The sequence below is a fragment of the Nitrospirota bacterium genome (assembly GCA_016214385.1).
Lineage (GTDB): Bacteria > Nitrospirota > Thermodesulfovibrionia > UBA6902 > JACROP01 > JACROP01.
Window position 1 is genome coordinate 12,080 of sequence record JACROP010000108.1, and the last position, 12,326, is coordinate 24,405.

Genomic DNA, 12,326 nt, shown 5'->3' on the forward strand with positions numbered 1-12,326 from the left:
ATTTCCTTGGTTCTATCTCTATTTTGGGGTGATCTCTCCTATGAGGTCATAGGTCCGGGCTTCTTTAATTTTAACATCAACAATGTCTCCTTTTTTTAAATTATAATTCGACAAGCTCATTACTGAAAACTGGTCAGCGGTTACTGGTAACTCAATCAGGGTTACCCCATCTATCTCAGGTGCCTGTCCCTTATACCTGCCGATGAAGACATCTCCATTCACCCTCCCCCTCGCCCCCTCCCTCAAAGGGAGGGGGATGGGGGAGGGGAGGATTTCATCTATTAAGACCTTTTCAGTTTTCCCTATCATTGAAATATTTTTCCTGTAAGATATATCGGCCTGAAGGGCCATAAGCTCTTCTCTTCTTTCCTCTTTGATTTTCCCCGGGATATGGTTCTTCATTCTTGAGGCTGCTGTGCCCTCTTCCTTTGAATAGGCAAAGACCCCAAGCCTTTCAAATTCAGCCTCTTTTACGAATTTTAGGAGCTCTTTGAAATCATTTTCTGTTTCGCCAGGAAACCCAACTATCAGGGATGTCCGCAACACTATATCAGATACCCTTTTCCGTATCTTTTCAATAAGCTTTAGGTATTCTTTCCCGCTTCCTTTTCTTCCCATTTTTTTAAGTATCTCTGGACTACTGTGCTGAAGGGGAATGTCTAAATATTTACAGACTTTTTCCTCACGAGCCATTGTATTAATTAGCTCATCACTTATCTGTGATGGATAGGTATAGAGCAGTCTCAGCCACTGAAGCCCATTGATACTACAGAGGTTTTTTATAAGTTCTGGAAGGGCATTTTTGTCCCGAATATCGGGAAGGTCTATGCCGTAATTTGTTGTGTCCTGGGCAACGAGGATTAATTCTTTAACGCCATCGCTTATAAGGGAATGTGCTTCTTTTAAAAGTTCTTCGGAGGCTATGCTTTTGTAAGGCCCCCTGATTGATGGAATGACACAGTAAGTGCAGGCATTATTACAGCCCTCTGCAATCTTTAAGTATGCATAATGCTGATGGTCAAGCCTTGGTCTTGCTACTCTGGCGTTAAATGATTTTTTGTCTGCTCCGTCTGTTAGATATTCAATAATTTTTCTTTCTTCTCCGACGCCGAAGAAGGCGTTAACCTCTGAGAGTTCCTGCTTTAGTTCTTTCATATAACGTTCAGGAAGGCAGCCAAAGACCACAAGTTTTTTATTGAATTTCGATGCCTCAAAAATTGTCTCAATGGATTCTCTTTTTGCATCTTCAATAAAAGAACAGGTATTAACGAGAATTACATCGGCATCTTCAGGCTCAGAAGAGAGATAAATGTCGTTCTGCTGAAGCCCTGATAGGAGGTGTTCTCCGTCTACCTGATTTTTTGGGCAGCCGAGGTTTATTAAAAAAGCTTTTTTCATTTGTCGGAGTTCTCCGTAGGCCGATTCTTTGAATAATTTGTCACTGCCTTATGAATTATATAATAACTCGCTGCAGCAGATATAAGGCCGAGGACTGTTGTCCCTACAAAAAATGGCAGGATTAACGGGCTCAGTTTATCCAGAAGATATATAAAGGTCATCTGATTCCAGTCAATATCCGGGAGGATTTCTTCCATACCGGTTAATTTAGCCCCGAACCAAAGACTGAAGGTATAAATCGGAATGATGGTCAGGGGGTTTGTAATGTATACCCCAACAACTGCAGCAAATTTGTTAAGACGTAAGAGCCACGCGAGGGCAAAAGCTCCAATGGTGTGAAAACCAAAAAAAGGAGACATACCAATAAAGATGCCCATTGCAAAAGAGATCGCAATACGGTGAGGAGTGTCTTTTATGCGAATAATTTCTCTTAGTTTAGCTTTAAATCCCATTGCCTTAAAAATCAGCTCATCACGAATTGTTGTGGTAAATAATTAAATCCAAATTCCAAAATCCAAATGCCAAAGGAAGTTCAAAATCCAAATGTCAAATATTTGAAATTTGAACTTTGTCATTTGGACTTTTTAAAATGTTCATAGCCTTCAGGCCTGAATGGTGTCTCCTTGCCTGATGCATCCACCATGACTCTGCCTTTATTAGTTATTTCTCCAATCAGAGTCCCATTGACCTTTGACCCGGCAGGAGCTGTGAAAAGAAGCTCGTAATCCTCTCCGCCTTTCAGGGCAAGCTCTATCGGATTTATCTTCATCAGTTTTGAGGCTGATAAAAGCTCTTTGGAGATGGGTATTTTATTGAGATAAATCTTTGCTCCTACATTGCTCTCCTCACATATGTGGCAGAGGTCTATAAGAAGGCCATCGCTTATATCTATCATGGCTGTTATGCCTGTTGTTGTTTTCAGGAATCTTGGCTCAGGCATTAGATGTCTCTTTAAAAGGGGAAGAACATTATAAAGGGAAAGTTGTGAATGGTAAATCTTAAAATTTAAATTTTTCATTTTGCATTTTTCATTTTGCATTTTAACAGGTCTTTTCAGTCTTTTTAAGAGTATAAGCCCCATTGCAGAGTCTCCGAGGGTGCCGGTTACAAAGATGCTATCTCCTGCCCTCGCTCCTGAGCGTTTTATAACTGTATCGGTCTCGCCGAGGAGAGTTCCGCTCAGTATTAACCCATGTTTTGATGCGCATGTGTCCCCTCCGATTATCTCTATTTTGTGTTTTTCTGCTAATGTCTTAATCCCTGAATAAAGTTCATCTATAGCCTGAGAGGTGTAACCACCAGGGATGCCAAGACCCAGGAGAAAATACTTTGGAGTGCCTCCCATTGCGCTGATATCGCTTATGTTTACTGCGAGGGTCTTATAGCCGAGCTGCAAAAGGGTGTAAAACCTGAGGTCAAAATGGATGCCCTCAAGGAGCATGTCAGTTGTAATGAGGAGCTTTTTCTTTGAAGGCCTGAGGGCTGCTGCATCATCTCCTATGCCTTCAAGCACCTGAGGGGAAATCTTTTGCAGCGACTTTTTTAGCCTTCTTATAAGGCCGAACTCGCCAAGCTCTGAGAGCTTCATTTAAAACTAATTTCTCACTTCCTGTTTCTCGTATTTGCTTTTGAGGATTGGTGGCGACGTAACTTGCCGTTTTTAAGTGCGACATCGAGCACATCGTCCATTGTCTCTGCAAAGATAAACTCCATATCCTTTTTTATGTATTTAGGTAGATCCTCGAGATCTTTCTTGTTCCTCTTTGGTATTATTACTTTTTTAATACCCATTCGCCTTGCAGCTAAAGTCTTTTCTTTTAACCCTCCTATGGGAAGTACCCTTCCCCTCAGAGTAACCTCACCTGTCATTGCAATGTTTTTGTTTACAGGTCTGCCTATGATGGCAGATGCGAGGGCAGTGGCCATGGTGATGCCGGCTGATGGCCCGTCTTTTGGTATTGCCCCGGCAGGCACATGGACGTGGATATCATTTTTTGAAAAAATCTCTTCATTAATGCCGAGGGTTTTTGACCTTGAGCGTATATAACTCAGGGCTGCCTGGGCTGACTCTTTCATCACATCTCCTAAATGGCCTGTAAGGGTGAGATGGCCTTTACCTTTCATGGTGGTAGCTTCTATGTAGATTATGTCGCCTCCTGCCTCTGTCCATGCAAGGCCTGTTGCGACTCCGACTTCATCCTTTTCCATTTCCTCTTCTGGGAGAAATTTTGGCACACCAAGATATTTATCCAGGTTCCTGGGGAGTATCCTGTAGAGCTTGTCCTTGCCCTCAGCGATTTTCCTTGCAACCTTTCTAAAGATGTTGGCTATCTCGCGCTCTAAATTTCTTACCCCTGCCTCTCGTGTATACTGGGAGATAAGCTGGAGCACGGCCTCATCGTTTATTTTGAGGTTCTTTTCCGTAATGCCGTGTTCCTTCAATTGTTTCGGAATAAGGTAGTTCTTTGCTATACCGAGTTTTTCCTCTGCAGTGTAGCCTGCGAGTGTTATTATCTCCATCCTGTCCCTCAGGGGTGAAGGAATAGGGTCAATCAGATTGCCTGTCGTTATGAACATTACATTACTCAAATCAAAAGGAACCCCGAGGTAATGGTCTGTAAAAGAAGAATTCTGCTCTGGATCTAAAACCTCCAGGAGTGCTGAGGCAGGGTCCCCCCTGAAGTCCATGCCAATCTTGTCTACCTCATCTAACATAAATACAGGGTTGTTGGTGTTTGCTGTTTTTATGCCCTGGATTATTCTGCCTGGAAGGGCGCCGACATAAGTCCTCCTGTGCCCTCTTATTTCTGCCTCATCCCTCATCCCTCCAAGGGACATCCTGGCAAACTCCCTTCCGAGTGCCCGTGCAATGGATTTTCCAAGAGAAGTTTTTCCAACACCTGGCGGGCCAATGAAGCAGAGGATCGGGCCCTTCATTTTCTCTTTGAGCTTCCTGACTCCTAAATATTCGAGTATCCTTTCCTTTACACGCTCAAGGTCATAGTGGTCCTCATCAAGGACTTTTTTTGCAGCCTTTAAATCAAGATTGTCCTGAGTACTCTTTGCCCATGGTAGCTCTATAAGCCAGTCTACATAGGTTCTTATTGTGCCGGCCTCTGCACTATCAGGATGCATCTTCTCGAGCCGCTTGAGTTGTTTATTGGCCTCTTTCTCCACCTTTTCAGGCATCTTTGCCTCTTGTATCTTTTTCTTCATCTCCTGAATTTCTTCTGCCCTTTCATCTATCTCTCCAAGCTCTTTTTGTATGGCCTTTAACTGTTCCCTGAGAAAATACTCCCTCTGGGTCTTGTCTATCTCACCTTTGGCCTCGGATTGAATCTTTTGTTGCACAAGGAGCAGCTCTACTTCCCTGTTCAGGATCTCGCTTATTCTGCTAAGCCTCACTACAGGGTCTGTTATTTCAATTATCTCCTGGGCCTGTTCAGACTTAAGGCCGAGGTTGGATGCTACTAAATCAGCGAGTCTGCCTGGCTCGTCGACATTTTCTACGACAACCATTATGTCTGGCAGTATTGCCTTGCCGAGGGATACTAATTTATCGAGCTGTTCTTTTACATTACGCATAAGGGCCTCGATCTCAAGGGTCAGCTCAGGAATCTTCGGGTCAACAATCTTCTGTATCTGACCTACATAGAAAGGCTCTGTCTGAGTAAATTTCAATACCCTTGCCTTTGCAAGTCCCTGCACAAGGATTTTTATCCTTCCGTCAGGAAGCTTGAGCATCCTCATTATCATCCCCACTGTACCTGTGGTGTAAAGGTCATCTTTGGTAGGGGTTTCTACATTCAAATCTCTCTGGGTCAGGAGCATTACCATGCGGTTGCCGGCAAGGGCATGCTCAATGGCTTTGATGGACATTTCCCTGCCGACAAATAACGGGAGAATCATGTAAGGAAATATCACTATGTCCCTGACAGGCAGAATTGGCAGTTTATCCGGGATTTCTATTTCGTGCTCTTCTTTTATCTCAAATGCCATTATGTCTCCTTTTTGGACATCGTTATTAAAGATACCAGATACTCTCTGAACCGGCTGTTAACCTGGTGGTTTTTTAATGCTAATTCAACGGTGGCCTGAAGGTATCCGAACTTGTCGCCTGCATCATAACGTTTTCCTCTAAAGAGATAGCCGTAGATGGCCCTTTTTTTGAGGAGAGCCTTAAGGGCATCTGTTAGCTGGATCTCTCCGCCTTTCCCTGTATCAGTAGCCTCAATAGTGTTGAATATATCAGGGGTAAGGATATAGCGGCCAATGATTGCAATATTCGAAGGTGCATCTGACGGCCTTGGCTTTTCAATGAGGTCAGAAATTTTGAATAGATCCTTTTCAATCTCTTTTCCCTTTATAATGCCGTAGCGATGGATCTCATCTTCTGGCACGGCCTCAAGGGCAAGTATTGGAGATTGGTAAATACTGTAAAGCCTCAACATATCTCCTAAGAGGTCACAATCAGGGTCTATTATGTCATCACTCAGAATAACGGCAAAAGGCTCATCCTTTACAAATGGTTTTGAGCAGAGTATTGCATGGCCCAGGCCGAGTGGTGCCCGTTGCCTTATATATGCAAACTGCAGGTGGTTCAGCCTCTGGATTTCATCGAGGAGGGCCTTTTTGCCCTTTTTTCTGAGGTCTTCCTCAAGTTCCATGGCAGAGTCAAAGTGGTCTTCTATTGCCCTTTTATATTTGCCTGTGATTATTATGAATTCCTCTATGCCGCATTTCTCTGCCTCTTCAACCGCATACTGTATCATTGGCTTGTCCACGATTGGCAGCATCTCTTTTGGTGATGCCTTTGTGGCAGGCAGAAAACGCGTGCCAAGCCCTGCTGCTGGAAATATTGCTTTTTTAACAATTTTACTCATAATTTGTTATATATATTAACATTAATGTCTTGATTGTGAAAGGGGGGGAGTGTAATATGAGGCTGAGGTTGACAACCCCATAGCCTTAAGTGATAATTAGACATGATAAAATTTGAAAGATTGCCAGCAGATATCCTGTCAAGAATCCTTGAGGGGAAAAAGATTCTTGTTAAAGATGACAATGTTATTTTTGTATACATCTTTGGTGGGCTTGCTGAAGGTGACGCCAAACCTCTTTCTGATATCGATATCGCTGTTTATCTAAGAGACACGAGCAATCTTGTCGAATACAAACTTCAGCTTTTCGATAAACTTACAGATGCCCTTGGGACAAGCGAACTTGACCTTATAATACTTAATACAGCCCCTATCAGCCTTACAGGAAGGATTTTGCAAAAGAAACAGACCCTTGTAGATAAGGAGCCACCAATTCGCCATGCCTATGAATCAATAACATTGAGGGAATTTTTTGATTTTAAAGTAAAAGAGGATGCCTTCTTTGCAAGGAGGTATGGAGTTGGTAGATAAGGCTGTTGTCCTTAGAAAGATTTCAGAACTCGAAATATATCAGAAGCAGATAAGAGAGTTTTCTAATATAACACTCCAGGCCTATAAGGCAGACTGGAAAACCCAGCGTATTGTTGAAAGGACTCTCCAGATAATGATAGAGACCTGTGCAGACATTGCTAATCACATTGTCTCTGATAGAGGTATGAGATCTCCCACGAGTTATGCTGATACATTTAAGGTCTTGTTCGAGAACAATATTATTGTTCCAGAGCTATTTACCATCATGGAAAAAATGGCCAAGTTCAGGAATGTTGTTATCCATCAGTATGAAGAGGTGGATGCTGAGATTGTAGTTGTTATCCTGAAAAAGCATCTCGGAGATTTTGAAAGATTTAAAGATGCAGTTCTGGCGTATCTGAAAAGTTCTCCGGAAGCCTGATTTTTAAATAGGGTGACACAATGAATGAAACAGGTACATACCTTACAATCAAACACGATATACATGATATTCATGGTAATCGGGTTGCAAAGGCAGGCGATGTATTAACAGAAGGCTATCTCCATTTACTGGCAGATTCTTGCAGGTTCAAAAAGGAGGTAAAAAAATTAGTTAGTGAGACAACCATGTTTAGTGACCTGAAGGAATTCTTAAATTACAAAAACTACCAATTTATATTTGATCCTGAAGGTGTAAAGGATGAGGTGCTAAAGGTCATTGGGGGTATAAGCCTTCAGCCCATCCTCTTTGAAGAGTTTGATTTAATGAAGGAGAGGGATTTTTACACCTATAGGCATGTCATCCTTACCACAGCCTTAACAGTAAGAATGGCATTGGATATCTATTCAAATGCCAATGAGATATTTAATGCTGCAGAAGCAGCATTTACACACGATTTTGGAAAGATAAGAGTGCCCCTCCACGTCATGCAAAAGACCAATTTTCTGACTGTTGCTGAGAATGACTTTATATCTGAACATTCAACTGTTGGTTATCTTTTGCTTATATATTATCAGGGGACTGTTGATTCATTGAATAATAAGGTTGCATTTGAACATCATGAAAAGATCGATGGTTCAGGCTATCCGAGGGGGATTAAGGAGTCGCATCCCATTGTCGAGATAGTTACTACAAGTGATATCTATGATGCCCTTATCTCAGAGAGGCCATATAGAAAGGAATCTTATACCATACGGGCAGCAATAGATCATCTTACAAAAGAGATGGACGATGGGAAACTGAATGAGACAACAGTATGCCTTCTGGCATCCTATAATAGGAGAAAGAAAAGTAGCTCGATTGAGAATATTTCGCTTTCAAGAAATTTTAGAGGGACTCCTCCTGCTGAGAATTTTTATTCTCCTGTTAAAAAGAAAAGTGGCACCAGATAATGTAGCATGGGTGTATGGTTACAATTTACAGGGCAATCGGTCTATCTCTTTTTGCAGGTACGGCGCAGAGAAATCCAAATGGCTCGTTAAAAGGGTTCAGAAGCTGATGAGGCGTATTGGGCGATATATAGACAATGTCGAGAAAACTTAGCTTGTGATGTTTTTTGTTTAAAAATACTTTTCCATTGCCCCTGATTACTACTACCACATGCTCATGCCTGTGTTTTTCAAAGCTGCTCTGGCCTCCTGGAGCAATCTCAAAGTATCTCAGGTGAAATTTTGCAGATTCGCCGTAATTGCCGATTATAACTCGCCTTACAATAGCTGCCCAATTCCCAGCCTCTGGCTTATATTTTTCTGTCTTTATGCCCTGCCATGTGAAATTGCCCCTGTGTTTGCAGAGTTTGCTTTTATTTTTTATGTGTGCCTTCTTTCCTCTGCTGGTTGTAGACCTCATCTTCCAATCACATGATATTGGGGCTTTTTCCTTTTTAGGCATTTAAAGACCTCCGTTAATTAATCGAAAGCAATAATACTTTTAAGTGCATCACTCGCCCGAGAAGTGAGCTTGAATGCCTCTGCTGTCTTTTCAACAGGGAACCTGTGGGTGATTAACTTTTCAGCCCCCACAACACCTTCTGATATGAACCTGAGCGATTCCCTTGTATCTGTAGGGCCGCATGAGTAACTTGTGACTATATTTATATCCCTGAAATACAGGTGGTTAGGGTCTATTGTAAGATTTTCCCCTGGCTTTACAGGTGTAAACAAAATCACTGTCCCACCCTTTGAAACAGCCTCTATCCCCTGTTTCACAGCCTCCACACTGTTTGGGCCAACAATCACAACATCTGCCATAAAACCATCGGTCAAGTCCTTCGCTCTCTCTATGAGATTTTCTTTAGAGACATCTATGACATAATCAGCGCCAAACTCCAGTGCCTTATTCAGCCTGAATGGTACCATATCAGCGCCGATTATTTTTTCTATGCCGAATTCCCTGGCAAGTAGTATATGCATCTGTCCCATAACGCCGAGCCCGATGACAAGTATGGTGTCACCCTTTTTTATGGACGCCCTCTTTAAAGATTTAACAACACATGCAGTTGGCTCAATCAATGTCCCATCTTCATAGTCTATATCTTCTGGAAGTATCAGCGTATCGTTTCTTAGATTTATCTCAGGTATGAGTATGTATTCAGAGATGCCGCCTGGGATTATCCTCGTGTCCCGCCATGTATCACACTGGACATAATCGCCACGCTTGCAATATCTACAGGATTTTAAGTTTAGGCACGGCGCATGATGGTGAACAAATACCATGTCACCAACAGAAAGTGACGAGTGACGAGTGACAAGTGACGAGCCTAATTCTACAATCTCACCCACTGGCTCGTGGCCTAACACGAGGGGCGCCTTCTTTTCTATATACCATGGCATCACATCCCCTGAGCAGATGCCACAGGCCTTTGTCTTTATAAGTGCATCACGAGGGCCGATCTGCGGAATGGGGATATCTTCTATTCGTATATCGGTGAAGCTATAAAGCTTTGCTACTTTCATTTGCTCTCTCCATAAAGCACATCAAGCGGGCTTTGCGGCGCATTTTTCATATCGCGCAGGACATGGGTGTAAATCATGGTCGTCTCTACATTCTTATGCCCGAGTAGACTTTGCCATGATTTATAACCTTTCGCTTTTAGTCCATATTACCACAAAAGACGAAATTGTTGGAATGCCTCATAATTGATTTTATGCAACTTTTCCTCTTTAAAAAATCTTCAAGCTGTGCTACATTTTAACCAGTTTTCGGAAAATACGGTAGTTCGTATAGTAATTGTTAGACAACAAATAATAATAAATAATGAAAAATAAAAAATATGGATGCTTGGTCAAAAAGTGAAATTGTTTCATATATTTTAGTGATTATCGGTGGATTGGCTCTTGCTGTTGGCCCGAGATTAAAAAAATATGAAAGACCTCAGCTCCGCCCTCCTCTGGAAAGACATATTTTTATGTTCCAAAAGCGATGTCAGACAAGATTTCTATTCAAAAGGATAGAAGCTTACCAGCCACAATTTTCAGTCACTATTTTCAAAAACGACCAACAACTGAAGAAGAATATGACAATCTTCTTCGTCTGCTTCAGTCAAAAGGGATATTCCTGATTGATATATGCGATGATCCTATCAAAGTCAGAGGTAATTCAAATGGCATCCAGCGTCTCATTAAAGAGATTCCGAAATTACGAACTAAGATGAAGAAAAGAAAAATAAATATTGAAGATAAAGACATCGTGTTTTTACTTGCCAGGAAAAACTATCTAAAAAATATTAAACAAGAATTCCCAATTTCAAAATATATAAGATGGATAGACTTCCGGATGTCACCAGAACCATTAATAAGAAGAAGAAATAAGGCAGGACATAACGAATCAATTCACCGAATCGGCGGGGAACTGCCCCGCCTCTCGGTGATTTAGGTCGTTATAGCTAAAAAAATACATTCCACCACAGTGCATCTTGACAAATGCTGTAATACATTGTAAACATATATCATGGTTGTTTATGAAGAGAACGTTAAAAAGTCAGTTGCTAAAGGTTCTTTACCTAAAGATGTTTTTGAAAGATTTAATAACGTTTTTATTGCTTTAGATACGACTCATGATCTCAGCCTTTTTGATATTAAAAAATTAAAGGCATCTGAAAAGAGGACATACTATCGCGTTAGAAAAGGGAAATATAGAGCCATATTCTATATTGAGAACAATAACTATTACGTTATATCAATTGCCAAGAGAGAGGAGGTATATGATAAATGGGAGTAATATCCATTAGATTGAATAAAGATGAAGAAAAGATTCTAAAGAAACTGGCCGAGTATTTTCATGAGGATAAATCGGCGTTAGTTAAAAAATCATTGCTTGAGTTGTATGAAAATGTCGTGGATTTGGACGAGATAAAAAAATTTGAGGCAAAGGAGCGTAAAGGTAAAGTATCTTTTTTTACAGCAGAAGATATTCTAAAAAAATAGAAGTAATGCTGCTATAACAAATCACTCCACAGGATGCGGAAACCGCACCTGTGAGTTCAGGCGTTACTGGTATGTATTCAGGGGATGATTGCATACTTTATACCCTCGCCTCGAATAAGGCGTTCAAGGGCTGTCTTGAGATTATCGAGCGGGTAGCTGTCTGAGATAAGTCCCCTGACTTTGATGCTTCCATCACACAGGAGCTTATAAGCTTTTTTAACATCAGATGGCGTGTAGTGAAAGATGCCCTTCAGGGTCATTTCATCGTAGTGGAGCCTTTTCGTATCATACACTACAGTGGTTTCTTCTTTGCATCCACCGAAGAGCACAACTGTACCGCCTTTTCGTGCAAGCCATATAGATGTCTCCCATACCTCTGGAAGTCCTGTGCATTCAAAGACAATGTCTGCCCCCAGCCCCTTTGTAAAATCTTTTATTGCTTTATCAGCATTCCCTTCATCTGCATCTATTACGAGGTCAGCCCCTTGCTCTGCCGCCTTTTTCAACCGCTCTTTTCTCTTACCGAGAACAATTACCCTTAGCCCCATTGTCTTTAAAAGCATAATGTGCAGAAGTCCTATTGGACCTGCGCCGATGATTAGTGCCGTGTCTTCTCCTGACAGAGAAACAGAATTAATTCCATGCACAACGCATGAGAGTGGCTCAAGGAATGCGGCCTCTTCAAAGCTGAGGCTATCTGGCTTTTGAAATACATTCTGTCTCACGATGTGTGGCGGAAGCAATATGTATTCTGCAAAGGCCCCGAGAATTTTTGTATCCATAATTTTCTCACAGAGGTTGTGTAGGCCTTTCCTGCAGAATGGGCATTCTCCACATGGTGCGCTGTGAACTGCCATTACCTCCATGCCTTTTTTGAAGTCATTCACACGAAGGCCAACCTCTGCAATTACACCTGAAAACTCATGCCCGAAAACCCCTGGCATTGGAATAAGGGGATGTCCCCTTTTAAATGCCTTCAGGTCAGTGCCGCAGGTAAGGGCAGCCTTTATTTTTATCAGAATCTCTCCCTCAGAGGGTCGTGGGGTTTCGATTTCTCTCAGCTCTAAGACGCCAGGACTTATTAAAAGATTTGCCCTCATTTGTTTGAAAGGT

The 12,326-nt window shown here is 41.8% G+C and carries 14 protein-coding genes; 6 read left to right on the forward strand and 8 right to left on the reverse strand.

The features are described 5' to 3' along the window. Positions 1 to 18: 18 nt before the first annotated feature. The 5 genes from rimO to galU all read right to left on the reverse strand — a co-directional run bounded on the left by rimO (position 19) and on the right by galU (position 6,281). Entirely contained in the window at positions 19 to 1,398 is a 1,380-nt protein-coding gene (gene rimO, locus HZC12_06820; GenBank protein ID MBI5026424.1) for a 30S ribosomal protein S12 methylthiotransferase RimO, read from the reverse strand. Next, on the reverse strand, positions 1,395 to 1,850 hold the full coding sequence (locus HZC12_06825; protein MBI5026425.1) for a DUF2062 domain-containing protein: 456 nt from the start codon (positions 1,848 to 1,850) through the stop codon (positions 1,395 to 1,397). The genes rimO and HZC12_06825 overlap by 4 nt, the downstream gene beginning before the upstream one ends. 119 nt (positions 1,851 to 1,969) lie before the next feature. Further along, a complete protein-coding gene (gene thiL / locus HZC12_06830) occupies positions 1,970 to 2,986 on the reverse strand; it encodes a thiamine-phosphate kinase (GenBank protein ID MBI5026426.1) in 1,017 nt (338 codons plus the stop codon). A 14-nt stretch (positions 2,987 to 3,000) separates the two neighbouring features. Further along, on the reverse strand, positions 3,001 to 5,397 hold the full coding sequence (gene lon, locus HZC12_06835) for an endopeptidase La (GenBank protein ID MBI5026427.1): 2,397 nt from the start codon (positions 5,395 to 5,397) through the stop codon (positions 3,001 to 3,003). Next, positions 5,397 to 6,281: a UTP--glucose-1-phosphate uridylyltransferase GalU gene (gene galU, locus HZC12_06840; GenBank protein ID MBI5026428.1), complete on the reverse strand. Its 885-nt coding sequence runs from the start codon at positions 6,279 to 6,281 to the stop codon at positions 5,397 to 5,399. The genes lon and galU overlap by 1 nt, the downstream gene beginning before the upstream one ends. A 102-nt stretch (positions 6,282 to 6,383) precedes the next feature. Between galU and HZC12_06845 the strand changes: the two genes are divergently transcribed. From HZC12_06845 to HZC12_06855, 3 genes are read left to right on the forward strand one after another with little or no spacing between them, the layout of a single operon-like run. Then, positions 6,384 to 6,809, forward strand: a complete 426-nt coding sequence (locus HZC12_06845) for a nucleotidyltransferase domain-containing protein (protein MBI5026429.1) — start codon at positions 6,384 to 6,386, stop codon at positions 6,807 to 6,809. After that, entirely contained in the window at positions 6,793 to 7,230 is a 438-nt protein-coding gene (locus HZC12_06850; GenBank protein ID MBI5026430.1) for a DUF86 domain-containing protein, read from the forward strand. The genes HZC12_06845 and HZC12_06850 overlap by 17 nt, the downstream gene beginning before the upstream one ends. Before the next feature lie 20 nt (positions 7,231 to 7,250). Further along, positions 7,251 to 8,180 (forward strand): hypothetical protein, encoded by a 930-nt coding sequence (locus HZC12_06855; GenBank protein ID MBI5026431.1) that lies wholly within the window; start codon positions 7,251 to 7,253, stop codon positions 8,178 to 8,180. A 25-nt stretch (positions 8,181 to 8,205) separates the two neighbouring features. Here the strand turns inward: HZC12_06855 and HZC12_06860 are convergent, their stop codons facing one another. After that, complete coding sequence (locus tag HZC12_06860; protein MBI5026432.1) at positions 8,206 to 8,679, reverse strand: cupin domain-containing protein; 474 nt, start codon at positions 8,677 to 8,679, stop codon at positions 8,206 to 8,208. A gap of 17 nt (positions 8,680 to 8,696) precedes the next feature. Next, the gene (locus tag HZC12_06865) at positions 8,697 to 9,743 is read right to left on the reverse strand and encodes an alcohol dehydrogenase catalytic domain-containing protein (protein ID MBI5026433.1); all 1,047 of its coding nucleotides are present in this window, start codon (positions 9,741 to 9,743) and stop codon (positions 8,697 to 8,699) included. A 466-nt stretch (positions 9,744 to 10,209) separates the two neighbouring features. Here HZC12_06865 and HZC12_06870 point away from each other — a divergent pair, with 466 nt between their 5' ends. From HZC12_06870 to HZC12_06880, 3 genes are all read left to right on the forward strand, one after another. After that, positions 10,210 to 10,662: a hypothetical protein gene (locus HZC12_06870; protein MBI5026434.1), complete on the forward strand. Its 453-nt coding sequence runs from the start codon at positions 10,210 to 10,212 to the stop codon at positions 10,660 to 10,662. A 75-nt stretch (positions 10,663 to 10,737) separates the two neighbouring features. After that, positions 10,738 to 11,007: a hypothetical protein gene (locus HZC12_06875; protein MBI5026435.1), complete on the forward strand. Its 270-nt coding sequence runs from the start codon at positions 10,738 to 10,740 to the stop codon at positions 11,005 to 11,007. Then, positions 10,998 to 11,213, forward strand: coding sequence for a hypothetical protein (locus HZC12_06880; GenBank protein ID MBI5026436.1), 216 nt, complete (start codon positions 10,998 to 11,000; stop codon positions 11,211 to 11,213). The genes HZC12_06875 and HZC12_06880 overlap by 10 nt, the downstream gene beginning before the upstream one ends. A 77-nt stretch (positions 11,214 to 11,290) precedes the next feature. Here the strand turns inward: HZC12_06880 and HZC12_06885 are convergent, their stop codons facing one another. Further along, positions 11,291 to 12,313, reverse strand: a complete 1,023-nt coding sequence (locus HZC12_06885; GenBank protein ID MBI5026437.1) for a zinc-binding dehydrogenase — start codon at positions 12,311 to 12,313, stop codon at positions 11,291 to 11,293. Positions 12,314 to 12,326: the final 13 nt, after the last annotated feature.